The 26,355-nt window shown below is 64.9% G+C and carries 23 protein-coding genes and 1 tRNA gene; 11 read left to right on the top strand and 13 right to left on the bottom strand.

Translation table 11 applies throughout. The annotated features are described in order from the left end of the window. Nucleotides 1-6: 6 nt before the first annotated feature. A complete protein-coding gene (locus tag AB8841_RS12915) occupies nucleotides 7-2,298 on the top strand; it encodes an NADP-dependent malic enzyme (protein WP_370436242.1) in 2,292 nt (763 codons plus the stop codon). Nucleotides 2,299-2,470: 172 nt separating this feature from the next. On the opposite strand, the gene AB8841_RS12920 is transcribed toward AB8841_RS12915, so the two are convergent. Further along, a complete protein-coding gene (locus AB8841_RS12920; RefSeq protein ID WP_370436243.1) occupies nucleotides 2,471-3,592 on the bottom strand; it encodes a DUF305 domain-containing protein in 1,122 nt (373 codons plus the stop codon). Between the two features lie 363 nt (nucleotides 3,593-3,955). Here AB8841_RS12920 and AB8841_RS12925 point away from each other — a divergent pair, with 363 nt between their 5' ends. Further along, on the top strand, nucleotides 3,956-4,576 hold the full coding sequence (locus AB8841_RS12925) for an HAD family hydrolase (RefSeq protein WP_370436244.1): 621 nt from the start codon (nucleotides 3,956-3,958) through the stop codon (nucleotides 4,574-4,576). 42 nt (nucleotides 4,577-4,618) lie between these two features. After that, nucleotides 4,619-7,084, top strand: a complete 2,466-nt coding sequence (gene hrpB, locus AB8841_RS12930; RefSeq protein ID WP_370436245.1) for an ATP-dependent helicase HrpB — start codon at nucleotides 4,619-4,621, stop codon at nucleotides 7,082-7,084. Between the two features lie 299 nt (nucleotides 7,085-7,383). Here the strand turns inward: hrpB and AB8841_RS12935 are convergent, their stop codons facing one another. The 4 genes from AB8841_RS12935 to aroA all read right to left on the bottom strand — a co-directional run bounded on the left by AB8841_RS12935 (nucleotide 7,384) and on the right by aroA (nucleotide 10,634). Then, nucleotides 7,384-7,761, bottom strand: coding sequence for a methylglyoxal synthase (locus AB8841_RS12935; RefSeq protein WP_370436246.1), 378 nt, complete (start codon nucleotides 7,759-7,761; stop codon nucleotides 7,384-7,386). Nucleotides 7,762-7,770: 9 nt separating this feature from the next. Continuing rightward, nucleotides 7,771-8,577 carry a DUF1194 domain-containing protein gene (locus AB8841_RS12940; RefSeq protein WP_370436247.1) on the bottom strand — a complete coding sequence of 269 codons (807 nt, stop codon included), beginning with the start codon at nucleotides 8,575-8,577 and terminating at the stop codon, nucleotides 7,771-7,773. A gap of 79 nt (nucleotides 8,578-8,656) precedes the next feature. After that, nucleotides 8,657-9,280, bottom strand: a complete 624-nt coding sequence (cmk, locus tag AB8841_RS12945) for a (d)CMP kinase (RefSeq protein ID WP_370436248.1) — start codon at nucleotides 9,278-9,280, stop codon at nucleotides 8,657-8,659. A gap of 7 nt (nucleotides 9,281-9,287) precedes the next feature. Continuing rightward, nucleotides 9,288-10,634, bottom strand: coding sequence for a 3-phosphoshikimate 1-carboxyvinyltransferase (aroA, locus tag AB8841_RS12950; RefSeq protein ID WP_370436249.1), 1,347 nt, complete (start codon nucleotides 10,632-10,634; stop codon nucleotides 9,288-9,290). Between the two features lie 173 nt (nucleotides 10,635-10,807). Here aroA and AB8841_RS12955 point away from each other — a divergent pair, with 173 nt between their 5' ends. The 3 genes from AB8841_RS12955 (at nucleotide 10,808) to AB8841_RS12965 (ending at nucleotide 13,686) form a co-directional block, all read left to right on the top strand. Next, nucleotides 10,808-11,185, top strand: a complete 378-nt coding sequence (locus tag AB8841_RS12955) for a TIGR02300 family protein (protein WP_370436250.1) — start codon at nucleotides 10,808-10,810, stop codon at nucleotides 11,183-11,185. Nucleotides 11,186-11,246: 61 nt separating this feature from the next. Next, a tRNA-Ala gene (locus tag AB8841_RS12960) sits at nucleotides 11,247-11,322 on the top strand. 162 nt (nucleotides 11,323-11,484) lie between these two features. Beyond that, nucleotides 11,485-13,686: a malate synthase G gene (locus tag AB8841_RS12965; RefSeq protein WP_370436251.1), complete on the top strand. Its 2,202-nt coding sequence runs from the start codon at nucleotides 11,485-11,487 to the stop codon at nucleotides 13,684-13,686. Between the two features lie 34 nt (nucleotides 13,687-13,720). Here the strand turns inward: AB8841_RS12965 and AB8841_RS12970 are convergent, their stop codons facing one another. Then, on the bottom strand, nucleotides 13,721-14,755 hold the full coding sequence (locus tag AB8841_RS12970; RefSeq protein ID WP_370436252.1) for a biotin-dependent carboxyltransferase family protein: 1,035 nt from the start codon (nucleotides 14,753-14,755) through the stop codon (nucleotides 13,721-13,723). Next, nucleotides 14,752-15,471, bottom strand: a complete 720-nt coding sequence (gene pxpB, locus AB8841_RS12975) for a 5-oxoprolinase subunit PxpB (RefSeq protein WP_370436253.1) — start codon at nucleotides 15,469-15,471, stop codon at nucleotides 14,752-14,754. Before pxpB ends, AB8841_RS12970 begins: the two co-directional genes overlap by 4 nt. Before the next feature lie 229 nt (nucleotides 15,472-15,700). On the opposite strand from pxpB, the gene AB8841_RS12980 reads away from it, so the two are divergent. Then, nucleotides 15,701-16,486 carry a 3-hydroxybutyrate dehydrogenase gene (locus AB8841_RS12980; protein ID WP_370436254.1) on the top strand — a complete coding sequence of 262 codons (786 nt, stop codon included), beginning with the start codon at nucleotides 15,701-15,703 and terminating at the stop codon, nucleotides 16,484-16,486. Nucleotides 16,487-16,500: 14 nt separating this feature from the next. On the opposite strand, the gene pip is transcribed toward AB8841_RS12980, so the two are convergent. Next, nucleotides 16,501-17,445, bottom strand: a complete 945-nt coding sequence (gene pip, locus AB8841_RS12985) for a prolyl aminopeptidase (protein ID WP_370436255.1) — start codon at nucleotides 17,443-17,445, stop codon at nucleotides 16,501-16,503. A 171-nt stretch (nucleotides 17,446-17,616) separates the two neighbouring features. Between pip and AB8841_RS12990 the strand changes: the two genes are divergently transcribed. The 4 genes from AB8841_RS12990 to AB8841_RS13005 all read left to right on the top strand — a co-directional run bounded on the left by AB8841_RS12990 (nucleotide 17,617) and on the right by AB8841_RS13005 (nucleotide 21,560). Then, the gene (locus tag AB8841_RS12990; RefSeq protein ID WP_370436256.1) at nucleotides 17,617-18,690 is read left to right on the top strand and encodes an extracellular solute-binding protein; all 1,074 of its coding nucleotides are present in this window, start codon (nucleotides 17,617-17,619) and stop codon (nucleotides 18,688-18,690) included. 69 nt (nucleotides 18,691-18,759) lie between these two features. Next, the gene (locus AB8841_RS12995; RefSeq protein ID WP_370436257.1) at nucleotides 18,760-19,848 is read left to right on the top strand and encodes an ABC transporter ATP-binding protein; all 1,089 of its coding nucleotides are present in this window, start codon (nucleotides 18,760-18,762) and stop codon (nucleotides 19,846-19,848) included. Continuing rightward, nucleotides 19,845-20,714: an ABC transporter permease gene (locus AB8841_RS13000; protein ID WP_370436258.1), complete on the top strand. Its 870-nt coding sequence runs from the start codon at nucleotides 19,845-19,847 to the stop codon at nucleotides 20,712-20,714. The genes AB8841_RS12995 and AB8841_RS13000 overlap by 4 nt, the downstream gene beginning before the upstream one ends. Nucleotides 20,715-20,720: 6 nt before the next feature. Then, nucleotides 20,721-21,560 (top strand): ABC transporter permease, encoded by an 840-nt coding sequence (locus AB8841_RS13005; RefSeq protein ID WP_370436259.1) that lies wholly within the window; start codon nucleotides 20,721-20,723, stop codon nucleotides 21,558-21,560. A gap of 89 nt (nucleotides 21,561-21,649) precedes the next feature. On the opposite strand, the gene AB8841_RS13010 is transcribed toward AB8841_RS13005, so the two are convergent. Genes AB8841_RS13010 through AB8841_RS13030 form a run of 5 tightly spaced genes read right to left on the bottom strand, consistent with a single transcriptional unit; the run spans nucleotide 21,650 to nucleotide 26,352 of the window. Continuing rightward, nucleotides 21,650-22,717, bottom strand: coding sequence for a dipeptidase (locus AB8841_RS13010; RefSeq protein ID WP_370436260.1), 1,068 nt, complete (start codon nucleotides 22,715-22,717; stop codon nucleotides 21,650-21,652). Nucleotides 22,718-22,749: 32 nt separating this feature from the next. Beyond that, nucleotides 22,750-23,529 carry an ABC transporter ATP-binding protein gene (locus tag AB8841_RS13015; RefSeq protein ID WP_370436261.1) on the bottom strand — a complete coding sequence of 260 codons (780 nt, stop codon included), beginning with the start codon at nucleotides 23,527-23,529 and terminating at the stop codon, nucleotides 22,750-22,752. Between the two features lie 2 nt (nucleotides 23,530-23,531). Beyond that, nucleotides 23,532-24,368 (bottom strand): ABC transporter ATP-binding protein, encoded by an 837-nt coding sequence (locus AB8841_RS13020; protein ID WP_370436262.1) that lies wholly within the window; start codon nucleotides 24,366-24,368, stop codon nucleotides 23,532-23,534. After that, nucleotides 24,365-25,297 (bottom strand): ABC transporter permease, encoded by a 933-nt coding sequence (locus tag AB8841_RS13025; protein ID WP_370436263.1) that lies wholly within the window; start codon nucleotides 25,295-25,297, stop codon nucleotides 24,365-24,367. Before AB8841_RS13025 ends, AB8841_RS13020 begins: the two co-directional genes overlap by 4 nt. After that, nucleotides 25,297-26,352, bottom strand: coding sequence for an ABC transporter permease (locus AB8841_RS13030; protein WP_370436264.1), 1,056 nt, complete (start codon nucleotides 26,350-26,352; stop codon nucleotides 25,297-25,299). The genes AB8841_RS13025 and AB8841_RS13030 overlap by 1 nt, the downstream gene beginning before the upstream one ends. Nucleotides 26,353-26,355 lie beyond the last annotated feature (3 nt).

Here is a 26,355-nt window from a genome sequence, read left to right on the forward strand (position 1 = left end):
AGTCCCATGACCGAAGAAACGCCCTCGACCCGCCGCAAACGCCCCACCTTCACGGACCAGGAGGCGTTGCAGTTCCATGCCCAGGGCAGGCCCGGCAAGCTCGAGGTCGTGCCCACGAAGCCGATGGCGACCCAGCGGGATCTGTCCCTGGCGTATTCGCCGGGCGTCGCCGTCCCGGTGCTGGCGATCGCCGAGAACCCGGCGCTCGCCTTCGACTATACGACGCGCTCCAACATGGTGGCGGTGATTTCGAACGGAACGGCCATCCTCGGTCTCGGCAATCTCGGGGCGCTGGCCTCGAAGCCCGTGATGGAGGGCAAGTCGGTTCTGTTCAAGCGCTTCGCGGACGTCGATTCCATCGACCTGGAGGTCGATACGGAAGACGCCGACGCCTTCATCAACTGCGTCCGCTATCTGGGGCCCTCCTTCGGCGGGATCAATCTTGAAGACATCAAGGCGCCGGAATGCTTCATCATCGAGGAGCGCCTGCGGGAACTCATGGATATTCCCGTCTTCCATGACGACCAGCACGGCACGGCGATCATCGCCGCCGCGGGTCTCATCAATGCGCTGCATCTCACCGGGCGCGACATGGCCGAGACCAAGCTCGTGGTGAACGGCGCGGGGGCTGCCGGCATCGCCTGCACGGAGCTTCTGAAGGCCATGGGCTTTGCGCCCAACAACGTGATCCTCTGCGACACGAAGGGCGTCATCTACAAGGGCCGCACGGAGGGCATGAACCAGTGGAAGTCCGCGCATGCCGCCGAGACGGACGCGCGCACGCTGGCCGATGCGCTGAACGGGGCGGACGCCGTGTTCGGCCTTTCCGCAAAGGGAGCCTTCACGGACGACATGATCCGGTCCATGGCGCCCAATCCGATCATCTTCGCCATGGCCAATCCCGATCCGGAGATCACTCCGGAAGAAGTAGCGCGTATCCGCAGCGACGTGATCGTCGCCACCGGGCGTTCTGACTACCCGAACCAAGTCAACAATGTCCTGGGCTTCCCCTACATCTTCCGCGGTGCGCTCGATGTGCAGGCCACGACCATCAACATGGAGATGAAGGTCGCGGCCGCACAGGCCTTGGCCGAGCTCGCCCGCGAGGATGTGCCGGACGAGGTTGCCGCGGCCTACCAGGGCGCGCGCCCGCGCTTCGGCCGGGAATACATCATCCCGGTGCCGTTCGATCCGCGCCTCATTCACACCATCCCGATGGCCGTGGCCCGGGCCGCAATGGAGACGGACGTCGCCCGCCGTCCCATCGTGGACATGAAATCCTACAAGGCGCAGCTTTCCGCCCGGCGCGACCCCGTCGCAGGCACCCTCAACCGCATCTTCGAGCGCGTCCGCAAGATGCCCAAGCGCGTGGTTTTCGCCGAAGGCGAGGAGGAGAAGGTCATCCGCGCCGCCCTGTCCTTCGTGAACCAGGGATTGGGCCGGGCGATCCTGGTCGGACGCGAGGAGCGGATCTTCGAAACGGCCGCCCAGGCGGGCATCGATCTCGAAGGGCGCGAGGGCATCGAGATCCACAATGCGCGGCTGTCGCACCGCAACAGCACCTATGCGCAGTTTCTTTACGAGCGCCTTCAGCGCAAGGGCTATCTGTTCCGTGACTGCCAGCGCCTGATCAATCAGGACCGCAACCATTTCGCGGCCTCGATGGTGGCGCTCGGCGACGCGGACGCCATGGTGACGGGCGCGACCCGCAACTACTCGACGGCGCTCGCCGATGTGCGCCATGTGATCGACGCCAAGCCCGGTCATCGTGTCATCGGCGTTTCCCTGTGCCTCGCCCGCGGTCACACGGTTCTCGTGGCCGATACCGCGATCCACGAGATGCCGAGCGCTCAGGAACTCGCGGAAATCGCCATCGAAGCGGCGGGCGTGGCCCGCCGTCTCGGCTATGAGCCGCGGGTCGCGCTGCTGTCGTTCTCCAGTTTCGGGCATCCGAAGGCGGAGCGCGCCGAGAAGATCCAGGAGGCCGTCCAGATCCTCGACGACATGCGGATCGATTTCGAATACGACGGCGAAATGGCGGCGGATGTCGCGCTCAACCGGGATCTGATGGCGCAGTATCCCTTCAGCCGCCTGAAGGGGCCGGCAAACGTGCTCGTCATGCCCGCCTTCCACTCCGCATCCATCTCCACGAAGATGCTGCAGGAGCTCGGCGGCGCGATGGTCATGGGGCCGCTGGTGGTGGGCCTCGACAAGCCGGTCCAGATCGTCTCGCTCGGCGCCACCGACAACGACATCGTCAACATGGCGGCGCTGGCGGCCTACAATATCGGCGGCTAGAGCATCGAACGCAAAAGTGGGTACCGGTTTTGCGTGAAAAGATGCTCAAGATCAAAAGCATCGAACGCGGGAAGTGGGTACCGGTTTTGCGTGAAAAGATGCGTCAAACCAAGAAGTTGAAGCGCGGGACGTGAGTTCGATGTCACGTCCGATGCTGTAAAGCCCGGATCGATCAATGCGCCATGGGATGGGCGGGGAGAGGGCTCCCCCGCCTGTCCGCGCTCGCCTCTCCCACGGGCACTATCATGGACAGGGTTGCTGCCTTCACGGCTGCCAAACCTTCGGTTCCATGCATCATCTCGATCTCGCCGCGCTGCGAATGGCGCGTGGCGTGCGCCATGAGCCGCAGGCGAATGTCGCCGGCCTGGCGGAGCGCCTCGTCCGCCATGAGGATCGCGCCCTTGTGGTGCATCGTCATGAGCGAAATGAAGAGCGGGTCGAAATCGGAGCCCTCGGCACGGCGCAGGCTCTCGATCTGCCCGGATGAGAGCATTCCCGGCATGGTGGCGTAGTCCTCGGTCGGGGGCTGCAATGGGCCAGGGAACCAGCTGCGCCACCATTGCGCGAAGATCGTGATCTCGCCCTTCTGGTTCGCAGCCATCAGCCGCGCGAGATCTCTCAGATAGGGTTCCTGCGCCTTCTCGACGGCGATCCGGGCGAGCTCGATTCCCTGTGCGTGATGCGCGGCCATGCGGCGCATATAGCCCTGGTCGTAGGCGGCGTCGCGCCCCATCCAGGGCAGCTCGCGATCGTGCCACCCGAGGAAAGCAGCGGCGCCGAGGCAGAGCAGGCCGATGAGGGCGAACGCGCTCCATGCGAGCGCGAAGCGCCGGTGGAGGGAGGGCAACCTGCCGCCGAGCCGATCGCGCAGCCAAGGAAAGAGCGGATACATCGAGGCCGAGGTCATGTGGACCAGAAGACCGATCCAGTAGGGCTGCTCCAGGGTGAAAACAGGCTGCCAGAACGGGACCAGCGGAACCAGGAAGAACCATTCCGTGGCGGAGGTGAACACGGCCCAAGGCAGGGCCACGAGGAGGATTGTGAGAGGCTTCAGGCTCCCGGTCCACCGCCCCAGCAGGCCGAAGAATACGAGCGCCCACGAAAAGTCGGCCCATTGGTGAAAGAGGATCCCGGCCGCGATGGTGCCCCATGACGGGTCCATGGCGAAAACCTGGGATCTCAAGGGGATGGAGGCGACGACCATCCACTCGATGACGGCATCCCGCCCGATTCTGGCGGCCATGAGCTGACTGACGAGAGTGGAAAAGGTGCTGGAGATGAGGCCCAGAAGCATGGCCGTACGCCAGTTCAGGCTTTTCGCGGATTTCCACCACTCTCCCATGCCGTTTCCCGCTCCCGATCAACACGAGGGCAAAACGCAATGCTGTCCGGGTTGATCCGCTCAAGCTTCAGGGGGGGCCTGTTCCTCGAGCTGCGTTCCTGGCGCGCCATCTTCCGCACCATCCTCATGGACGAGTGGTCAAGCGGAGGCTGAAGGGATGAGGGCCCGGAGCATCGGACGTGAAAAGTGGAATCCGCCCTTGGGATCGTATCCGATGCTCCCTTCGTAGGTGAGTGCATCGTTCGAGCGAAAAACCGGGTCCACTTTTTCGCACGATGCGATAGTGAACAAGCAAACGAGCAAGAGGGGGCCTTCGTGAACACTCGCCAACCGACCACCGTCGTCTTCGATATCGGCAACGTCCTGCTGCGCTGGGACCCGCGCCATCTCTACCGCGGCCTCTTCGAGGACGAGGCGGAGATGGAGTGGTTCCTGAGCCATGTCTGCACCCCGGCCTGGAATCTGGAGCAGGACCGGGGCCGCGACTGGGATGAGGCCGTTGCTCTCCTCGTGCAGGATTATCCCGGCCACGAGAGCCAGATCCGCGCCTTCCACGAGCGTTGGCCGGAAACCGTCTCAGGGACCTACGAGCAGAACGTGGCCCTGCTCCTGAAATTGCGGCAGGCCGGGGTCCCGAATTATTCCATCACCAATTTCTCCGGGCCCAAATTCGTCCTTTCGAAGGAGTTCTTTCCTTTCCTGGCCGGTTTCGACGGCGTGATCGTCTCGGGCGACGAGCGGCTCCTGAAGCCCGATCCCGCCATCTACCGTCTTCTGCTCGACCGTTACAGACTTTCTGCGGTGGATTGCGTGTTCATCGACGATTCTCGGGCCAATATCGAAACGGCCCGAACGCTCGGCATGCATGCGATCCATTATCCCGACGAGCAGGTCGACCTCGCCGCCGAGCTGAGGCGTTACGGCTTTCCGGTTTAATGCCACGCTTGCTCTTCAAACCGGCTTGAGCCATCAGGCGGCATGCGCGTTTTCGACAGCTCCCTTCCCATCGATGCGGTCCTCGCCGATCTGACGGCGAGCCTGCGGACCCGCGCCAATGCGGTGCTGGTCGCTCCGCCCGGCGCGGGCAAGACCACGCGGGTGCCGCTCGTGCTGCTCGACGAGCCCTGGGTGGGGGGCGGCAAGATCATCGTTCTGGAGCCCCGGCGACTGGCGGCGCGCGCTGCAGCGGAACGCATGGCTCAAACCCTGGGCGAGCCGGTGGGGGAGACCGTCGGTCTTCGTGTCCGCCTGGGCTCCAAGGTCAGCCGCAGAACGCGGATCGAGGTGGTGACGGAGGGTGTCTTCGCCCGCATGATCCTCGATGATCCGAGCCTCGACGGCATCGCGGCCGTCCTCTTCGACGAGTTTCACGAGCGCTCGCTCGATGCCGATCTCGGGCTTGCGCTCGCCCTTGATGCGCAGGGCGGCCTGCGTGAGGATCTGCGTCTGCTCGTTATGTCGGCCACGCTCGATGGGGCCCGTGTCGCGAAGCTCTTGGGCGACGCGCCGGTGATCGAATCCGAAGGCCGCGCCTATCCGGTGGAGACGCGCTATCTCGGACGCGATCCCAACAGGCGCATCGACGAGCAGGTGGCGGACGCCGCCTTGCGCGCCCTGCGCGGGGAGGGCGGGTCGATCCTCGTGTTCCTGCCGGGACAGGGGGAAATCCGCCGCGTCGAGACCATGCTGCGTGAGCGCATCGCCGATCCTGCCGTCGATATCGCGCCGCTCTACGGCGCACTCGATCGCGGGGAGCAGGATCTCGCGGTGAGCCCCGCTAAGCCGGGCCGCCGCAAGGTCGTGCTCGCCACGTCCATCGCGGAAACCTCGCTGACCATCGAGGGCGTGCGCGTGGTGATCGATTCGGGCCTCGCCCGCGTACCCGTCTACGAGCCGAATATCGGCCTGACGCGCCTCGAGACCGTGCGCGTTTCGCGCGCCGCCGCCGATCAGCGCCGTGGCCGAGCCGGCCGAACCGAGCCGGGCGTCTGCTATCGCTTGTGGGAAGAGGCGGCGACGGGCGCGCTGGAATCCTTCGCGCGCCCGGAAATCCTCTCCGCCGATCTTGCGCCATTGCTTCTCGATTGCGCGGCCTGGGGCGTGACGGATCCCTCGACGCTCGCCTTTCTCGATCCGCCGCCGGCTCCCGCCGTGAAGGAGGCGCGCACCCTTCTTCAGCAACTCGACGCGCTGGATGGAGAAGGCCGCATCACGGAGACGGGACGGCGCTTGCGGGATCTGCCTCTTCCTCCGCGTCTGGCCCGCATGGTTCTGATCGCGGGAGAAAACGGTCACGCCCGCGATGCGGCGGATCTCGCCGCCGTTCTCGTGGAACGAGGGCTCGGCGGCGATACGGTGGACCTGGGCGAGCGAGTCGAGCGCTTCCGCCGGGACCGCTCGCGCCGTGCGGACGACATGCGGCGCATGGCCGATAGCTGGGCAAAGAGCCAGGCGGGCGCGACCAGAGGCGAACCGCGCTCCTTCGGTGCGCTGCTGACGCTCGCCTATCCGGACCGTCTTGCAAAGGCGCGGGGCAAGCTCGGCGACTATCTCATGGCCAATGGACGCGGCGCATCGCTGGAGCCGCACGAGCGTCTGGCCAAGGAGTCCACTCTCGCCATCGCCGAGATCTCGGGCGGCGCGGCCTCCGCGCGCATTCTCGCCGCCGCTCCGATCGCCATGGAGGAGATCGAAGCCGCTTTTGCGGACTGGATCGAGCAGAGCGACGAGATCGCCTTCGATCGTCAGGCCCGGGCCCTGCGCGCTCGTGGCGTGCGTCGCCTCGGAGCGCTCGTGCTCAACGAGCGCCCCCTGAAGGTTCCGGCGTCGGAAGAGGCCGCGCGTATTCTTGCCAAAGGCCTCGTCTCCGTGGGGCTCGATGCGTTGCCTTGGTCCAAGGCGCTGGCGCAATGGCGCGAGCGCGTGATGTTCCTGCGAAAGGCCGAGGGCGACGAATGGCCCGATCTTTCGGACGCGGCGCTGGCCGCAACCGTGGAGGAGTGGCTTGCGCCGCATCTCGTCGGAAGGAGCGGCCTCAATGATATCGGTCCGGATCTCCTGAGCGAAGCTTTGCGGAATCGTCTGCCGTGGAACCTTCAGCGGCGTCTCGATGCCGAGGCACCGACCCATATCGAGGTGCCGACGGGCTCGCAGATCCCCGTCGATTACGGTGCGGAGGAGGGGCCGGTTCTGGCGGTGCGCGTGCAGGAGCTGTTCGGCCTCGACAGACATCCCGCCATCGCTGCGGGCCGTGTGCCGCTCATCCTGCATCTGCTTTCGCCTGCCCAGCGTCCCATCCAGATCACGCGGGATCTGCCGGGGTTCTGGCGCGGCTCCTGGGCGGCCGTGCGCGCCGACATGCGCGGGCAGTATCCGAAACATCCCTGGCCGGACGACCCGCTGACCGCGCTGCCGACGCGGCGCGCAAAGCCGCGCGGGACCTAGAGCATCGGACGTGAAAAGTGGAATCCACTTTTGGGGTTCCATCCGATGCTCCCTTCTGAGACTAGCGCATCGTTCCAGCGGAAAACCGGATCCACTTTTCCGCACGATGCGCTAGCGCATCGAATGCGGGAAGTGGGCACGGGTTTTGTGTGAAAAGATGCTCAAAACCATAGACTTACAGCATCGCATTGATCCCAAAAGTGGAATCCCCTTTTCAGGGCCGATGCTGCAAGTTCTCGCCATTCGATCCTCGTCCTTATCCAGAGAAAGGCGCGCAGCGGCCGTCCCGGAGTGGGAACCTATTCGCGGAACGACTGGATCAGACGCTCGGCCGTGGCGGGGTTGAGGGCCATCGGGATGTTGTAGACCAGCGCCAGACGCATCAGCGCCTTGACGTCGACATCGTGCGGGTGGGGCGAGAGAGGATCGACGAAGAAGAACAGGGCATCGATCTTGCCCTCCGCGATCATCGCGCCGATCTGCTGGTCGCCGCCGAGCGGCCCGCTCTTCAGGCGGGTGACGGAGAGGGCAGGGCAGCGTTCCATCACCCGGCCGCCCGTCGTGCCGGTGGCGAAAAGATTGAAGGGGCGAATCTCGTTCTCGAACATGGCGACGAAATCGGCCATGTCGTTCTTCTTGGCGTCGTGGGCCACGAGCGCCAAAGTCAGCTTCTTCATGAGAGGGACTCAGTTGCTCCAGCGGTCGCGCCACTGCATCTCGCCGGCCAAGCAGTTCGTGGTGGGCGCGCTCTGGATGCGGTTGATGAGGGAGGGCTTCTCGGGCATGAGGCTGGCGACCTCGAGCAGGATCTTGGTCTTGATGGCTTCGACGAATTGGTCGCGCTCACGGACGGGAACCGTGAATGCCCCTTGGCCGCCGATCACGCAGTCCCTGTAGTAGACATCGAGCTCGGCGATGTCGAGATAGCCGGGCTGGCGCATCATGATCGGCAGCCCATTGATGATGATACCCTTCGCCACCGCGTCGTCGCGGGCCTGCACGATGGCCCGGCCCTGGTTATTGGGGCCGTCTCCGGAGACGTCGATCACCTGCCGGACGGCTTCGATGCCGCTCTCTTCGAGGAGCTTCACGCCGAAATCGACGGCGCTCGAGATCGACGTGCGCTGAGCCCGGCGCAGAGGCGTCGAGGCGATCTTGTCCGCGAAGGCCATCAGGCTTTCGGAATTGTCGAGAACTGTCCAGGGAATGATCACCTTCTGGTCGAGGGAGCCCGCCCATTCCATGTAGGTGACGGCAATCTTCCCGAGCAATCCGCCTCGGATCGCGTCATGGACCTGCTGTGAGCGGAAAGCCTGCGCGAAGCCCTCGCGCTGCAGGGCCTGCTCGTCCGTGTCCATGGAAAAGGAGATGTCGACGGCGATCACGAGGGCAAGGTCGACCTCGTTGTCGTTCTGCGCCTCGGCCGGCAACGGAAGGCCCGTCCAGAGCAAGGCTAGTCCCGCGGCTAGATGGGCGATCGCTGAGCGAACCATCGTAAACTCCTCGGAAAGGGAGGCGGACTGGTTCGCTCAGTGTGCCACCTTCTGAGCGTGGCGCAAGGTTGCGTTCTGTTCAGGACTGCTTGGCCTGAACGAGGTCGAGGGCTCTGCGGAAGGCTGCATCCGCGTCGAGGTGGGTCGTATCGAGGGTGACTGCGTCGGCCGCTGGCTTCAACGGGGCCGAGCTGCGGTTCATGTCCCGCTCGTCCCTGCGGCGGATATCGTCCAGGATCGTCTCGTAGGCGATCTGCTCGCCTCTCTTCTGTAACTCGAGATGCCGGCGGCGGGCCCGTTCCTCGGGAGTGGCCGTGATGAAGAGTTTCACATCCGCGCGAGGGCAGACCACGGTGCCGATATCCCGTCCGTCGAGCACCGCCCCGGGCGGCTGCTCGGCGAACTGACGCTGAAAGGCCAGCAGGGCGTCGCGAACTGGTTGGTAGCCGGAGATGACGGAAGCCGCCTCGCCCATCTGAGCGCCCCGCAGGCGTGGATCGTCGAGATGCGTCACGTCGAGGTCGAGGGCCACCTGATGGGCGGCGTCCCGGTCCGTCAGGTCGAGCTCCCGGTCGAGCATGACTCGGGCGACGGCCCGGTAAAGCAGGCCCGTATCGAGATGCGCGAGGCCGAAATGGTCGGAGAGGCGCTTGCCCAGGGTTCCCTTGCCCGAGGCGGCGGGACCGTCGATTGCGATGATCATGGCGGACTCAGTCCTGGATCGTGGCGCCGAGTTCGCGCATGAGGGGGATGAAGGACGGGAAACTCGTCATGATCATCGCCCCGTCGTCCACGGTCACGGGCTCTTGCGTCGCCAGACCCATGACCAGGAAGGACATGGCGATGCGGTGGTCGAGATGGGTCGCAATCGGGTTGCCGCCGCCGCGCACCGTCTTGGCGCCATGCACGATCAAATCGTCGCCCTGGATTTCGTGCTCAACTCCCGCCTCTGCGAGGCCCGCTGCGACGGCCGCGAGGCGGTCCGATTCCTTCACGCGCAGCTCATGGAGGCCCTGCATGCGGGTGGTGCCTTCGGCGAAGGCGGCTGCAACTGCGAGGATCGGGTATTCGTCGATCATGGCGGGCGCACGCCCATGAGGAACGGTCACGCCGGTGAGCTTACTGGAGCGCACGCGCAGGTCCGCCACCGTCTCGCCGCCCTCGTCACGCTCGTTCAGGCGCTCGATCGATGCGCCCATTTCGAGAAGAGTGGTGATCAGGCCCGTGCGGAGCGGGTTCATCATCACGGCTTCGATCACGATGTCCGAGCCGGGGGTGATCAGCGCGGCCACGAGGGGGAAGGCTGCGGAGGAGGGATCGGTCGGCACCACGATGTCGGTTCCGCGAAGCTCGGGCTGGCCATGGAGGGTGATGGCACGGCCATCCTCTCCGTAGGGGTTGACATCGACGGTTGCGCCGAAATGGCGCAACATGCGCTCCGTGTGGTCCCGGGTCGCCTCGCGCTCGATGACCGTGGTGCGGCCGGGGGAATTGAGGCCCGCGAGCAGGATCGCCGATTTGATCTGGGCCGAGGCGGCGGGGGTCTCGTAGGTGATCGGGAGAGTCTCCTTGGGGCCGCGCAGGGTAAGGGGCACGCGGCCGCCCTCCGCCTCGCTCACCACCGTAATGCCCATCTTCACCAGAGGGTCGAGAATACGGCGCATGGGGCGTTTGCGCAGCGAGGCATCGCCATCGAAGGTGGAGGTGATCGGGTGGCTTCCCGCAACGCCCATCATGAGGCGTGAGCCTGTGCCCGCATTGCCGAAATCGAGGACGTCCTTCGGCTCGACCAAGCCGCCGATGCCGGCACCCTTGATCCGCCAGCGGCCGGGGGCCTCCCTGGTGATGGTGGCGCCGAGGGCTCGGCAGGCTTCCGCCGTGCGCAGAACGTCATCCCCTTCGAGAAGGCCCTCGACCCGGGTTTCGCCGATGGAGAGGAGCCCGAAGATCATGGACCGATGGGAAATGGATTTGTCACCGGGAACGCGAATGCGTCCTTTCAGGGCATTTCCAGATCTGCTGGAGACAGGGGCGGCCGGGCCATGGGCGTGGGACATTCTCGGATTCCTTGAGCCTTCTCTTTGGGGCGGGCTCTAACACGGCCTCCTCCTGTCGTCACGCGCAAGGTGCGCGGCATGAGCCGTCCGGCGCAATTTCTCATTTGACAAGCCTTTCCCTCATGACTAACGGGTGCCTTCCCGACCATTCACTTCCATGAAGGCAATCACCCGTGGCCAAACCGGAACTCGGCTTGAAGCGCCAGTGCATGAGCTGCGGCGCGAAATTCTACGATCTTAACAGGGACCCGGCGGTCTGCCCGAAATGCGGCACCGTCTTCCAGGCCGCGGCTCTGAGCCGCGTCCCTGCTCCCGCAGTCGCTCGCGCCTCCAATGACGAGGAAGACACCGAGCTGGAGAACACCGGTCCGGAGATGGTCTCCCTCGACGAGGTCGAGGCTGGCGAGAACGAGAAGGACATCCCGGCCGATGACGACATCGACGTGGGCGAGGACGACACCGACGACACCTTCCTCGAAGACGAGGAAGAGGGCGACGACGACGTCTCGGATCTGATCGATAGTGATCTGGAAGACGACGAAGAGGCTTGAACCTCGCGTCGGACCTGATTATAGAGACGCCGCGGTGCCCCAAACACCGCGGATTTCAAGTGGGGCTGTAGCTCAGTTGGGAGAGCGCGTGAATGGCATTCACGAGGTCAGCGGTTCGATCCCGCTCAGCTCCACCAGAACTTTCTAAAAACAGCCGCCTTCGGGCGGCTTTTTTATTGCCCCGTTTCGATTTTGCGCCGCAACCACCCTTTGTCTCAGGCAAGAGGAGAGCATCTTCATTTTTAGGCGCGGCGCCTTAAGCTAAGGCCAGGAATGGTCACTCCATGAAAGTGGGAACAATGAATCGCGTTCAGACGCATGGGCTGTCGGTAGCGGAGGCTCTTCACGATTTTGTGGTGCGGGAGGCGCTTCCCGGCACGGGGATCGCGGCGGATGCGTTCTTTGCCGGCCTGGCCGGGCTGGTGCGCGATTTCGCGCCGCGCAACCGGGCCCTGCTGGCCACCCGCGACAGCCTCCAGGCCGCGATCGACGCCTTCTACCGCGCCCGCGCCGGCCAGCCGCTCGACCCGGCCGCCGCCGAGCGCTTCCTGCGCGAGATCGGCTACATCGTGCCCGCGCCCGAGGCGGTGAGCGTGACGACCGCCCACGTCGATGACGAGATCGCCCGCATCGCCGGTCCGCAGCTCGTGGTGCCGGTCTCCAATGCCCGCTACGCGCTCAATGCCGCCAATGCCCGCTGGGGCAGCCTCTACGATGCCCTCTACGGCACCGATGCGATCCCCGATGACGGCGCCACCGCCCGCTCGGACGGCTACAACACGGCGCGCGGCGCCGCGGTGGTGGCCCGCGCCCGCGCGCTGCTCGACGAGGCCGTGCCGCTGGCCCAGGGCAGCCACGCCGCCGCCGCCGGCTATGCCGTCCGGGCCGGGGCGCTGGTGGTCCGGCTTCAGGACGGGCGCGAGACCGGCCTGGCCGACCCGGCCCAGTGCGTCGGCTACCAGGGCGCGGCGGAGAGCCCCTCTGCGGTGCTGCTCGGCCACCACAACCTGCATCTCGAGCTCCGGATCGACCGCTCGCATCCGATCGGGGCCGCCGATCCGGCCGGCGTGGCCGATCTCGTGCTCGAGGCGGCGGTGTCGACGATCATGGACCTGGAGGACTCGGTCGCGGCGGTGGATGCCGCCGACAAGGTCGCGGTCTACCGCACCTGGCTCGGCCTGATGAAGGGCGATCTCGTCGAGACCTTCGCCAAGGGCGGGCAGACCGTCACGCGCCGGCTCAACCCGGACCGGGTCTACACCGCGCCCGGAGGCGGCGCGGTGCGGCTGCCGGGCCGCAGCCTGATGCTGGTGCGCAATGTCGGCCATCACATGCTCACCGATGCGGTGCTCGACGAAGCCGGGCAGGAGATCCCCGAGACGATCCTCGATGCGGCGGTCACGGCGCTGATCGCGCTGCACGATCTCAAAGGCACCGGGCCGCTGCGCAACAGCCGCACCGGATCGGTCTACATCGTCAAGCCGAAGATGCACGGGCCGGACGAGGTGGCGTTCGCCGACGCGCTGTTTGGCGCGGTCGAGGACCTGCTCGGGCTGTCCCGCGACACGCTCAAGATGGGCATCATGGACGAAGAGCGGCGCACCACGGTCAACCTCCAGGCCTGCCTCGCGGCGGCGGCCCGGCGGGTGTTTTTCATCAACACCGGCTTTCTCGACCGCACCGGCGACGAGATCCACACGGGCATGGAGGCCGGCCCGATGCTGCGCAAGGCCGACATGAAGGCGAGCGTGTGGATCCAGGCATACGAGGACCACAACGTGGATGTGGGGCTGGCCTGCGGGCTGCCGGGCCATGCCCAGATCGGCAAGGGCATGTGGGCGGCGCCCGACCGGATGGCCGCGATGCTGGCCCAGAAGATCGCCCATCCGGAGGCCGGCGCCAGCACCGCCTGGGTGCCGTCGCCGACCGCCGCGACGCTGCATGCGCTGCACTATCATGCGGTCGACGTGGGGGCGCGCCAGGCGGCGCTGCGCCAGCGCGCGCCGGCGCCGCTGGCCGCGCTCCTGACGGTGCCGGTGGCGCAGTCGAACTGGGCGCCGGCGGCAGTGCAGGAGGAGCTCGACAACAACTGCCAGGGCATTCTCGGCTATGTCGTGCGCTGGGTCGACCAGGGGGTAGGCTGCTCGAAGGTGCCGGACATCCACGAGGTCGGGCTGATGGAGGACCGGGCGACGCTGCGGATTTCGAGCCAGCATATCGCGAACTGGCTGCGGCACGGGATCGTGACGCGCGCGCAGGTGGAGGAGAGCCTGCGGCGCATGGCGGCGGTGGTCGACCGGCAGAATGCGGGCGACCCGCTCTACCGGGCGATGGCGCCCGGCTTTGACGGCCCGGCCTTCCAGGCCGCCTGCGATCTGGTGTTCGAGGGCGCCGCCCAGCCCAACGGCTACACCGAGTGGATCCTCCATAAACACCGAAAAACCGCCAAGGCCATCGGTGCGGCGGACCGCTCCGACGAAAGCGGCGTCAAGACCAGGTGAGACAACGGATCGCCCACGAGGCGCTCCGTCACTTTCATTCCGAGGGATCGGAGGTTTGAGGAGCGTGCGCGTCCACCATGCCGCCGATCAGATTCGTGCTGAGAAGATGGTCCGTCGTGAGTTCGAAGCGCAGCGGAACGAGGGCTGAGGGAAGTGCCCCCAGCCACTCCTTCAGCCGACGAGCCGCAGCCACGGCCTCATCCCGCGAGACGGCTCGAAAGCGAACAGGGGAGCCGGGGCGCATCTGCGCGAAGCGTCCAAGGTCGGCGCTGATGATCGTGGCGATTTTCGGGTAGCCGCCTGCCGTCTGACGATCGCGCATGAGCACGATGGGAAGGCCGCTTCCCGGCACCTGGATGTGCCCGTCCACGATTCCGTCGGACACGATGTTGAAACCGTTTCCGTGCTCGAGCTGTGGGCCGTTCAGCTGGAAGCCCATCCGGTCGGCCTGAGGGCTGATGGTGAATTCTGCGCTCAGGAAGGTCCGGATCGCCTCCTGCGTAAAGTAATCGTCCTGCGGCCCCATGATCACACGGATCGGGCCGGAATCCTCAATAGGCGCGAGCGGCAGATGCCCCGGAGCGCCTTGCTGTGCATCCGGCCGGCAGGAAAGGCGATCTCCAGCCTTCAGTGCCGCTCCGTTCAGCCCGCCAAGACGGGAGCGCGGGTGAAAGGACAGGCTGCCGAGCTGCGGCTCGACCATGAAGCCGCCTGCGACTGCGAGATACGCGAATGTGCCGCTGCGCGGATGGCCGACCTGCAGCGTGTCGCCCTCGTTCAGAACGATGGTCGTGTCGGGTTCGAGGGGCTTGCCGTCCAGGCTCGCCATGCAGCCTGCGCCAACGAGGGCGACATGCAGGCTCCCGCCCTCGCAGGTGAAGCTGCCGCCAAGATTCATGAATTCGATCGCCGCGACCTCCGGCGCATTGCCGACGAGCGCGTTCGCCATGGCAAGGCAGCGGCGATCCATGGCGCCGGACGGCGAGACGCCGAAACGCTGATAACCGATGCGTCCCCAATCCTGAAGGCTCGTCATCGGCCCGCAATTCTTCACGACAAGGTCCGTCATGCGTGCACCGGCTCCGCAACGGGCTCGCCCGCCAGCGCGGCCCTTTCGAGATCGTTCCACCGTGAGGCATCGATGGGATCGAACACGACCTCGTCTCCGGCCGCGAAGAGAAAGGCCGGATCGCGCCCGGGGGCATAGCTCAGCACCGGCGTGCGCCCCAGAAGATGCCAGCCGCTCGGCATCTCCATAGGGACGATTCCGGCCTGCTCGCCGCCGATCATGATCGATCCGCTCGGAACTTTCAGCCTGGGCTGGGTGCGCCGCGACGTGGCGATTCGCGGGTCGAGGCCGCCGAGATAGGCAAAGCCCGGGATGAAGCCGATCATGTAGATCCGGTACACGGCGGCCGAATGAAGCTCGATGAGCCGGGAGGGCGTCAGTCCATGGCGCTCCGCCACGTCATCCAGGTCGACGCCGTATTCCCCGCCATAGACCACGGGGACGCGCCAGCGTGTGCCCATCGCGGCTTGCGGCTGCAGGCCGGTCGACGCCTCTTCGAGAAGGTGAATGAGCGCGTCGTAGTCGGTGATCGTGGGGTCGAATTGCAGGGTGAGGGAGCGATAGGTGGGGACGGTCTCGATGAGCCCGGCAGGCGGGTTGGCGCGCAGAAGGGAATCGAGCGCGAGGACCTTGCCGTTCAGGCCGGGGTCGATCGCGCTCCCGAACTCGACGGTCAGAGCGGTATCGCCGCAGGGTAGAAATCGAGGTGTCTGCACTATTCACCCGTCCAATCGTTGCCCCAGATCTCTCTCACATCGACCGGGTTGGAACAATGCGGGAGTTGACCTTGCGCTATGCCTTGGAGGCAGGCGAGAGGGCTCCACGTGAGGGAACAGTGGTGAGGGACGGGTGCTCCGATTTGTCAGGCTCAACGTGTCGTCCCCCTTCATGTTATGTCATTGTGGCTCGATAGCCCCGAGGCCGGAGGCCCATGCGGAGTAGATCATGACTTTGAAAGCCAAGAATGCCGTCGTTACCGGCTCGACCAGCGGGATCGGGCTGGCCATCGCCGGGGCCTTCGCCAAGGAAGGCGCGAACGTGGTCATCAACGGACTCGGTGATGAAGCGGAGATCGAGAGGACCCGTGCCGCCATCGAGAGCGAGTACGGCGTGAAAGCCCTCTATTCGCCGGCCAACATGCTCAAAGCCGACGAGATCGCCGACATGATTCATCAGGCCGAGAAAAGCCTCGACAGCGTGGACATCCTCGTCAACAATGCGGGCATTCAGTTCGTCTCGCCGGTGGAGGAGTTCCCGGTCGAGAAATGGGACCAGATCATCGCGATCAATCTCTCCTCGGCCTTCCATGCCATCCGTGCCGCGGTGCCGGGCATGAAAGCGCGCGGTTGGGGGCGGATCATCAACACCGCCTCTGCCCATTCCCTCGTGGCGTCGCCCTTCAAGTCGGCCTATGTCGCCGCCAAGCACGGCATCGCGGGCTTGACGAAAACCGTTGCTCTGGAGGTGGCGACCCACGGCATCACGGTGAACTGCATCAGCCCCGGCTATGTCTGGACGCCTCTCGTGGAAAGGCAGATCCCTGACACGATGAAGGCGCGCAACATGACCAAGGAGCAGGTGATCAACGACGTTCTGCTCGAGGCTCAGCCAACCAAGCAGTTCGTGACCGTCGAGCAGGTCGCGGCGCTGGCCGTGTTCCTCTGCTCGGACGCGGCGAGCCAGATGTCGGGCGCCAACCTGTCCATGGATGGCGGCTGGACGGCGAAGTAGGGCACTCGCGAGGGTCAGCCCCTCGCGAAAGCGTCCGTCGCCTCGATGAGATGGTGCAGGATTCCGGGCTCGTTCACGGCGTGGCCCGCATCCGGCACCATGATGAAGCGGGCCTCGGGCCATGCGCGGTGCAGATCCCAGGCCGTCTTGGGCGGCGTGGCGACGTCGTAGCGGCCCTGGATGATGATGGCGGGGATTCCTTTTAGCCTGCAGGCGTCGCGGATCAGCTGCCCTTCCTCGAACCACCCTCCATTGACGAAGTAGTGGTTCTCGATTCGGGCGAATGCGATCGCGTAATGATCGTTACCGAACTGGTTGGTGAATTCCTGGTTGTGGAGGAGGGTGATGGTCTCGCCCTCCCACAGGCTCCACGCGCTTGCGGCCTCTTGCCGGACGGCGGGGTCCGCATGGGTCAGACGCTTGCGGTAGGCGGCCATCAGGTCGCCGCGCTCCTCCTGCGGGATGGGAGCAAGGAAACGCTCCCATTTGTCGGGGAAGATCCAGGATGCGCCTTCCTGGTAATACCAAAGCAACTCCTCACGGCGGAGCGTGAAGATCCCGCGCAGCACGAGTTCCGTGACGCGCTCCGGGTGGGTTTCCGCATAGGCGAGGGCGAGGGTCGAGCCCCAGGAGCCGCCGAACACCATCCACCTGTCTACATCGATCATGACGCGAAGGCGCTCGATATCGGCCACGAGATGCCATGTGGTGTTGGCCTCAAGGCTCGCATAGGGCGTGGAACGTCCGCAACCGCGCTGGTCGAAGAGCAGGATCTTGTACTTATCCGGGTCGAACAGACGACGCGCCGCCGGCGAGAAGCCGCCGCCCGGGCCCCCATGGAGGAACACCACGGGCTTGCCATCGGGGTTGCCGCACAATTCCCAATAGACCCGGTGCCCGTCACCGACGTCGAGCATGCCGCGATCATAGGGTTCGATTTCGGGGTAGAAGGTGCGCATGGCTGAAAAAGGCTCCGGAACAGCGGAGCTTATCCATACCCATGGGGCCGTCGTCTGTCACCATGGACAGGTTCGTGAGCCGGCTTCGGACCCCCTAGCGTGTCGTCGCAGTGTCATATAACTTTGCAACTGGGGAACACGGGTAAAAGCCCGACCTTATGGAGGATGACAATGTTGACCAAGCGCGCCGGCTTGAAGCTGGCCACAGCTTTCGCCGCTCTCATGATCGCCGGAACGGCCCAGGCGGCCGAGAAGCTCCGGCTCCTGACCTGGGCGGACTACGCTCCGAAGGAGGTCGTGGATCAGTTCACCAAGGAAACCGGGATCGACGTCGAGATCACGCTCTCGAACAACGAGGAGATGATCTCCAAGCTGCGCGCAACCCAGGGCGCCGGCTTCGATCTGGTGCAGCCGAGCCAGGACCGCATCGCGGGCCCGCAAGCGGAATTCGGAATCTACAAGCCGCTCGACCTGTCGAAGCTCAAATCCGACCAGTTCATCGCCTCCATGCTCGAGGCGACCAAGAAGAACACCACCGTGGACGGCAAGGTCTACGGCGTTCCCCACATCTGGGGCACCGATGGTCTCATCGTGAACACGAAGGCCGCGCCGAAGGTTGCCGACTACAACGACCTTTGCGACCCGTCGCTCGCCGGCAAGACGAGCTTCCGCGCCAAGCGCCCGGCGCTCATCGCCTTCGCGTTCGCCAACGGCATGGATCCCTTCGCGTCCTACGGCGATGCCAAGGCCTATGCCGCGATGATGGACAAGGTCGGCGCCAAGCTCGCCGAGTGCAAGAAGAACGTGAAGTTTTTCTGGGACGGCAAGGATCAGCTTCTCAATGCTATCCGTTCCGGCGAAGTCGTCGCCGCCATGGCGTGGGACACAGGCGGCTGGAAGCTGAACTCCGAGAACCCGGACATCAAGTTCATCGCCCCGAAGTCCGGCGCTCTGGGCTGGGTCGACACCTTCGCCATTCCGGCCAAGGGTCGCAACGACGATGCCGCCTACAAGTGGATCAACTTCAACATGCGTCCTGAGGTCGCCGCGAAGGTGGCCGCTTCCGCCGGCAACTTCACGGCATCCAACGGCGCCGACAAGCTCATGCAGGGCAAGCTGAAGGATCAGTTCGCCGACAGCTTCCCGAAGGCCGCGATCGACAACATCAAGTGGTATCCGGCCGTGCCCGCGGGCATCGAGGAGATCGAAGGCAAGGTCCTCGACCGCCTGAAGGCCGGCTCGTAACATCCGCTTCCTCACGATCAGTCATCCCCTGGCGTCGTGCCGGGGGATGACCTTTTTCGGCGCGCGTCCATGGCACAAATCACCGATCTCGATCTCGTTCACGTCATCAAGCGTTTCGGCTCCTATGCGGCCGTCAACGACGTGAGTTTCAGCGTCGCTCCCGGCGAATTCTTCTCCATTCTCGGGCCCTCCGGCTGCGGCAAGACCACGTTGATGCGGATGATTGCGGGTTTCGAGGACCCGACCTCCGGCGACATCCGAATTCGCGGGAAGTCGATGATCGGCGTTCCGGCCAACAGGCGCCCCGTGAACATGGTGTTTCAGAGTCTCGCGCTCTTTCCGATGATGAGCGTGGGGGAGAACGTTGCCTATGGCCTGACCAGCCGCGGCGTTTCCCGCGCCGAGGCCGAGGAGCGCGCCGGCCGCATGCTGGAGCGCGTAGGCCTGAAAGGTTTCGGCAACCGTCGCGTCACGGCTCTGTCCGGGGGACAGCGCCAGCGCGTCGCCATCGCCCGATGCCTCGTTCTGGAGCCGACGCTCGTTCTTCTCGACGAGCCCCTCGGCGCGCTCGACCTCAAGCTGCGCGAACACATGAAGATCGAGCTCAAGCAGCTGCAGGCCACCTTCAACACCACTTTCGCCTATATCACTCATGACCAGTCGGAAGCGCTCGTCATGTCCGATCGCATCGCGGTCATGAACCAGGGCAGGTTCGAGCAGGTCGGAAGCCCGCGCGAGCTCTATCATCATCCCGCAACGCCCTTCGTGGCGAGCTTCGTCGGCGAGACGAACAAATGGCAGGGCGAAGCAGCGGCCGCCGCCGCCGACGGCACCGTTGCCATACGTCTGCCGTCCGGCACGATGGTCCAAGGGCAGGGCAAGGTCGTCGATAAGGCAACGCTCGCCTTCGTACGCCCCGAGGCCATCGCGCTGGCACAGGATTCATCGTCTCTCGGTGGCCTGCCGAACCGGTTCGAGGGCCGCGTCTCGGCCGTGCTGTTCGATGGTGCGAATTCGAGCCTGCTGATCGATGCGGCGGGTTTCGACGAGCCCGTGCGGGCGGTGCTGCCGCAGGCCGGTCCGCTCGCCGGCATTCAGGTCGGCGCGCCGATTCATGTCGGCTGGGCGGTCGAAGCCATGAAGGTCTTCGCCGCATGAGCACGAAACCGGCCCAGCGTCTCACGCTCTTTCTGCTTCTGGCGCCGGCCGTGCTCTGGCTCGGTGTGCTCATCGTTCTGCCGCATGTGGAGATCCTCGTCCTCTCCTTCAGCGAGAGGGTGGCTCCGCGCGTCTATGCCTTCGGCTTCGGCAACTACCTCGAATTCTTCACCGAACCGCTCTATTGGCGCACCTTCGCGAGGACGGCGATCGTGTCGATCGTGGTGACGGCGCTCACTCTCGTGCTCGCCTTTCCCATCGCGCTCTATATCGCCCGCGTCGCCCAGGGGCGGCTGAAGGCGATGCTGCTGCTGCTCTGCCTTCTGCCGTTCTGGGTCTCCGAGCTCGTGCGCACGCTCGGCTGGATGATGCTTCTGCGCGAGACAGGCGTGATCTCCTACCTGCTCCAGGCGACGGGAGTGACCGGGGAGCGAATCGAGTTTCTCTACAACGACGGCGCCGTCATTCTCGGCCTCGTCTATGGCGGCCTTCTTTTCATGATCGTGCCGCTCGCCAATGCACTGGAGAGCCTGGAGCCGGCCGTGGTCGAAGCGGGCTTCGATCTCGGCGGCAGCCGCTGGACGGTGCTGCGCCGGATCGTCATTCCTCATGCGATGCCCGGCATCGTGGCCGGCTCGATCATCGTGTTCATGCTCACCGTCGGCAATTTCGCGACGCCGGTGCTGCTGGGCGGCAAGAACGGGCTGTGGTTCACGGAGCAGATCTACGCGCAGTTCATCACGCGGTTCAACTGGCCGCAGGGCGCAGCCTTCGGCATGCTCCTTCTCCTGCTGTCCTCCGCCATCGTCTGGGCCGGACTTCGTCTCACCGGACAGAGCCTGGGCACCACCTTGAAGCAGGCTTGACCCGTCATGAACCGTCCGTCCTTCGCCTGGAAGCTCTATATCGCGGCGTTCTACGCGTTCCTGTTCGCGCCGCTCCTGGTCGTGGCGGTCTTCGCCTTCAATGCCAGCCCGTTCCCGTCTCCTCCCTGGAGGGGTTTCACGCTCGAATGGTTCATCGGCTCGGGCGAGACTTTCGGAAAGCCGGGCGTGCTGGTCGATCCGATCTGGCTCGACACCATCGCCAACAGCTTCAAGATCGCCGTGCCCGTGGCGCTCCTCGCCGTTATCGTCGGCACCGTGAATGCATGGGTGCTGGAGCGGGCCGAATTTCCCGGAAAGACGCTCCTGTCGATGATGATGCTCTGGCCGCTCGTCATTCCCGGCGTGGTGCTCGGCATCTCCATCCTCGCCTTCTTCTCGCGGGTGGCGAACGGGCTCGAGGAGTGGCTTCAGACCGATCTCGATTTTCTGCGCCCCGGCCTGCCTCTGGTCGTTCTGGGCCAGCTCTCGTTCATTCTGACGATTTCGACGCTCATCATCGCGGCACGGCTGCGCAAATTCGACCGCTCGCTCGAAGAAGCGGCCTTCGATCTCGGAGCCAGCCGTGCGCGTGTGCTGCGCACGATCACGCTGCCGTTCTTGAGCCCCGCGCTCGTCGGCGCGGGACTTGTGGCCCTGCTCATGTCGTTCGAGAATTTCAACACGACACTGATGCTCGTGGGGTCCGAGCCGCCGCTGCCGATCACCATGTACGGTCAGATGCGCGAGGGGGCAACGCCGGCGATCAATGCCGTGAGTCTCCTGCTGATGCTCGGCGTCGGCGGCATCGCGAGCATCTTCGCGCTCACCGCGAAGGCGGAACGGTAAAATTCATCAACGCGGCGTTATCGAGAAAGCTCGGACGTGCATGGCCGCAGGACATGCGGCCATGCCGGAGTGGGACTGACGGGGCGGGGTCACCGTCCCCAGGTACGATCGAGAACGTTGATCCAGTTCTCGTAGCAGAGCTTGCGCAACGTCGCCTCGTCATAGCCGTGCCTGCGCATGGCATCGACGAGGCGCGGCAGTCCGCGCACGTCACCGATCTCGGCCGGAATGGTTGCGCCGTCGAAATCGGACCCCAGGCCGACGCCGTCGACACCCACATGCTCGATGAGGTGATCCATGTGGCGGATCATCTCCTCCAGCGGCGTCTTGTCGTCGCGTTGCCCGTCGGGCCGGATGAACGAGGTGGCGAAGTTCACGCCCACCATGCCGCGGCTTTCGCGGATGGCGGCGAGCTGCTTGTCCGTCAGGTTGCGCGAGTGCTGACACACGGCATAGGCGTTCGAATGCGTAGCGACCAAAGGCGCATCCGACAGCTTGGCGATGTCCCAGAAACCCTTTTCGTTGAGGTGCGAGAGATCGACCATGATCTTCAGGCGGTTGCATGCTCTCACCAGTTCGCGTCCGCGATCGGTCAGGCCGGGGCCCGTATCGGGCGTCGACGGATAACGGAAGGGGACGCCATGGCCGAAGATGTTCGGGCGGCTCCAGACCGGGCCGAGGGAGCGAAGGCCGCTTTCATAGAGCACGTCGAGCATGTGCAGATCGGGGTCAATCCCTTCGGCGCCCTCGATATGCAGGATCGCGGCGAGCTTGCCGTTGTCGAGGCAGTGGCGGATGTCCGCAGCCGACCGGCAGATCTTCACCTCGCCCTTCGAGGCACGCTCGATACGCATCAGAAGCGATGCCATGTGCACCGTTACCTGCTGGCTCGGAGCCAGCGGCAGTGGTGACGGCAGGGGCACGTCGTATTCGGTGTGGGTCATCAGGGCGTCGACGTCGATGCCCATATCCTCCGAGGGTACGTAAACCGCGAAGAATCCGCCGAAGAATCCACCCTGCTTCATGCGGGGCCAATCGAGATGGCCGATATTGTCTCCCTCTAGAAACGCCTTCTCGGGCGGGAGCGAGCCGCGCATGAGGCGCAGGAGAACGTCGTTGTGACCATCGAAAACGGGCATGAGAGGAGCGCGGGACATGTTTTCAAACAATCCTATGAAGTGGAAACGTCTCAGCCGACTTTGGCGTGCACCGGCTGCGATTGATTGCGCGTGAAGCCCTGGCTCGCCTGGATCAGGGACTGGGTATACTCGTTTGCGGCCTTGCTGGAGCGCAGAGCCTCCGACGCCGTCTCCTCCACGGCCTCGCCGTGGCGCATGACGAGCAGGCGCTCGCATAGATGCGCGACCACGGCGAGATCATGGCTCACCAGAATATAGGTCAGGCCCATCTTGCGGCGCAGCTCGTCGAGAAGGTTCAGGATCTCCGCCTGCACGGATGCGTCGAGCGCCGAGGTCGGCTCGTCGAGGAGCAGCACCTTGGGGCGCAGGATGAGCGCGCGCGCGATCGCGATGCGCTGACGCTGACCGCCCGACAGCTGATGCGGATAGCGGAATCGGAAGGAAGGGCCGAGGCCCACTTCCTTCAGCGCCTGAAGGATGCGGGCCTCCGCATCCTTCACGCCGTGAATGGCGAGCGGCTCCGAGAGCGTGCGGTCGACCGTGTGGCGCGGGTGGAGCGAGGCATAGGGGTCCTGGAAGACCATCTGCACCGTTCGGTAGAAATCCCTGCTGCGCGGCGTGGTCACTTCCTTGCCATCCACGAGCACATGCCCGCCCGTGATCGGCGCAAGGCCGCAGATGGCGCGCAGCACCGTCGATTTGCCGGAGCCGGATTCGCCTACGAGACCATAGGCCTCGCCGCGCTTGACCGTGAAGCTTACGTCTTTGACCGCTTCGACCCGGAGGCGGCCCGTGCCGAAGACGACATTGAGGTTCTGAATATCGAGCATGATCAGAGCGCCCAGGATGGATCGCGGTTCAGGGTCGGAAGCGGGCGAACGTCATCCGCTAGGGTCGGCAGGCAGCGCATGAGACCTTGCGTGTAGGGATGCTGGGCATTGCGGAAGTTCTTGGCCTCCAACTCTTCCACCACGCGGCCCGCATACATCACGAGAACGCGGTCGCAGAAGGACGAGACGAGCTTCAGGTCGTGCGAGATGAAGACGAGGCCCATGCCGCGCTCGGTCACGAGCTCGTCGAGAATGCGCAGAACCTCCATCGACACCGTCACGTCGAGGGCCGAGGTGGGCTCGTCGGCGATGAGGAGGTCCGGATCCGTGACGAGCATCATGGCGATCATGGCGCGCTGGCCCATGCCGCCCGACACCTCGTGCGGATAGAGCGCGAAGACCCGTCCCGGGTCGCGCATCTTCACGGCCTCCAGCATGGTGAGCGCCTTGTCGCGAGCTTCCGCGCGGCTGGATTTCGCATGCGCCTGGTAGGCCTCGATGATCTGCTCGCCGATGGTCATGACCGGGTTCAGCGAGTATTTCGGATCCTGCATCACCATGCTGATGCGGCCCCCGCGCAGGGTTCTCAACGTGCGCTTGGAGGCGGTGAGCAGATCGACATCGTCGAAATTCAGGCGCTTGGCCGTGACTTCCCCGGGGGGCGGCGTGAGGCCAAGGATGGCGCGACCCGTCTGCGACTTGCCCGAGCCGGACTCGCCGACGATGCCGAGCCGCTCGCGGCCGAGTTGAAAGGACACGCCGCGCACCGCCTCGACGGTGCCGGTGCGCAGGTGGAAGCGGACGCGGAGGTCTTCGACTTCGAGAAGCGGCTTCGTCATTTCGCGGCCTTCGGATCGAGAACGTCACGCAGGCCGTCGCCCAGCAGGTTGAAGCCCAGGCTCACTACGAAGATGGCCAGGCCCGGCATGGCGGCGACCCACCATTGATCGATGAGATAGTTGCGGCCCGTCGCGACCATGGCACCCCATTCGGGCAGAGGCGGCTGCGCGCCGAGGCCCAGGAAGCCGAGGCCCGCAGCGGTCAGGATGATGCCGGCCATGTCGAGCGTCACGCGCACGACCAGGGACGAGATGCACAGCGGCACCACATGGCCGAGAATGATCCGCGGCGTGGAGGCTCCCTGCAGCTTCACGGCCGCGATGAAATCGCTGTTGCGGATCATTAGCGTCTCCGCACGGGCGATGCGTGCGTAGGGTGGCCAGGACGTGATCGCGATGGCAATCACCGCATTCTCGATGCCCGGGCCCAAGGCCGCCACGAAGGCGAGCGCGAGAACGAGGCGCGGAAACGCGAGGAAGATGTCGGTGATGCGCATCAGCACCGTGTCGACCCAGCCCCCGAGATAACCCGAGATCGTGCCGACCAGAAGTCCGATGGGCGTTGCGATGACCGACACCAGGACGATGACGAAGAGTGTGATGCGCGAGCCATAAATGATGCGCGACAGAATATCGCGCGCCTGGTCGTCGGTGCCGAGCCAATAGGTCCCGCTCGGCGGCAGCAGGCGCTCCGTGCGCAGGTCGCCCCCGACCACGGGAGAATAGGGTGCGATGACGTTCGCGAAGAGAGCGACCAGGATGAGCAGCACCACGATGCCGAGGCCCAGCACCGCGAGCGGGTTCCTGGTGAAGGAGCGCCAGCCGAGATAGAAGCGGCCGAAGCGCGCCTGCCAGCGGGAAGCCGGTTCGGGCGACAGAAGCCAGGCCCGCAGGCCCGTGGGTTGAGAAAGGGCAGGGGAGCCGGCCATCAGCGGGTCCTCGGATCGAGCAGACGGTAGAGCAGGTCGGAGACGAGATTGAGCAGCACGAAAACGGCGCCAATCGCAAGCGTTCCACCGAGCACGGCGTTCATATCGGCGTTGCGCAGGGAATTGGTGATGTACTGGCCGAGACCCGGCCACGCGAACACGGTTTCGGTCAACACCGATCCTTCGAGAAGATTCGCATAGGACAGCGCGATCACCGTTACCAACGGCACTGCGGCGTTGCGCAGGGCATGGCGCCAGATCACACGCATCTCGGACAGGCCCTTCACGCGCGCCGCGATCACGTATTCCTGCGCCAGTTCGTTGAGCATGAAGGAGCGCGTCATGCGGCTGATATAGGCGAGCGAGAAATAGCCGAGCAGGCACGCGGGCAGGATGATGTGCGACACCGCATCCCAGAATGCATCCCATTGGCCCTGCATGGCGGTGTCGATCAGCACGATGCCCGTCACCGGCGTGTAGAGATAGGAATAGGTCACGTCGATGCGCCCTGGACCGGCGACCCAGCCGAGCTTGGCATAGAACAGCAGCAGGCCCATGAGGCCGAGCCAGAAGATCGGGATGGAATATCCGGCAAGCCCGAGAAAACGCACGACCTGATCGATGAGGCTGCCGCGCTTCACGGCGGCCAGAACGCCGAGCGGAATCCCGACGAGAACGCCGATGATGGTGCCCAGCGTTGCTAGTTCGAAGGTCGCGGGGAACGCATTGATGATGTCGGTCATCACCGGGTTCGTGGTGAGAACCGAATTGCCGAAATCGCCCGTGACGGCCTTCTTCAAATAGATCAGGAACTGCTGGATGAGCGGCAGATCCAGGCCGAGCTCCTCCCGGACGCGGGCGTAGACCTGAGGCGGAGCCCGATCGCCGACAATGGCGAGAACCGGATCGATGGGAACGATGCGGCCGATGAAGAAGGTGACGGCAACAAGCCCGAGAAGGGTCGTCGCCAGCACGAAAACAAAGTGAGCGGTCTTTGTAAGATAGAAGCGGAGGGCGCTGTGCCCTCCGCCTCCATTCGCGATTGAAGATGCCATCGA

Source organism: Microvirga sp. TS319, from assembly GCF_041276405.1.
In the GTDB taxonomy this organism is placed as follows: Bacteria; Pseudomonadota; Alphaproteobacteria; order Rhizobiales; family Beijerinckiaceae; genus Microvirga.